The organism is Nocardioides sp. CPCC 206348 (assembly GCF_048654705.1).
Classification (GTDB): Bacteria; Actinomycetota; Actinomycetes; order Propionibacteriales; family Nocardioidaceae; genus Nocardioides.
Genome location: NZ_JBMCZA010000125.1, coordinates 1 through 687, shown reverse-complemented (window position 1 = coordinate 687; position 687 = coordinate 1). Strand labels below are relative to the sequence as shown.

At 70.7% G+C, this 687-nt stretch carries 1 protein-coding gene; it reads right to left on the bottom strand.

The window, feature by feature from the left end; all coding sequences use genetic code 11:
- Window positions 1-133: 133 nt before the first annotated feature.
- Window positions 134-687 (bottom strand): Ig-like domain-containing protein (locus tag ACOADB_RS07365; protein ID WP_378597316.1); only part of this gene is annotated, 554 nt, incomplete at its 5' end.

Genomic DNA, 687 nt, shown 5'->3' with positions numbered 1-687 from the left:
ATCCGGTCCACCGGCTCCGCGGTCGTCGATCCGGAGGAATGAGACCCCGGGACGTCTGGCCGGGTCGCCAGCGGAAACAACGAACAGCGGGCTCGGGGTCGATGACCCCGCGCCCGCTGTTCGCCTGTGGGGGTCAGTTGCCCGCGTAGGCCCCGTGGTCGTACGACGGCAGGTAGCTGTCGTTGCCGTCGAACCGCACGTCGAACCCGTTGTTGAGGATCAGCTCCGGTCCCTTGAACGGTGCGTCACACCGGGCGTAGCCGTCGTTGTCGGTGACGACCTCGCAGGTGTGCACCACGCCGGGGTAGACCGCCGAGGGCAGTGAGAAGACGACCAGCTGACCGGCGAGGGGCGCCCTGCCGAGCCCGGTCAGGGTCGCCTCCACCCGGGAGTAGTTGTCCATCACCTGCGTCAGCACGGGTTCCGCGACGAGCCTGCTCGCGGCCCGCGCCACCACCTGCGTGTACGAAGGCGACGTGCTCGCCGCACGGCTCCCGTCACCCGAGTAGGTGGCGGTCACCTGGTGGTTCCCGGCAGCCAGGCCCTCGACCTCCAGCGTGGCCCGGAAGCGGTCGTCGACCGGCTCCAGCTCGGCCGTGCCGAGCACGTCGTCACCGGACCGGAAGGTCACGGTGCCGCTTGGTGCGCCCGGCGTGGGCGCCCCGTCGGTGACGAACGCGGTGAAGG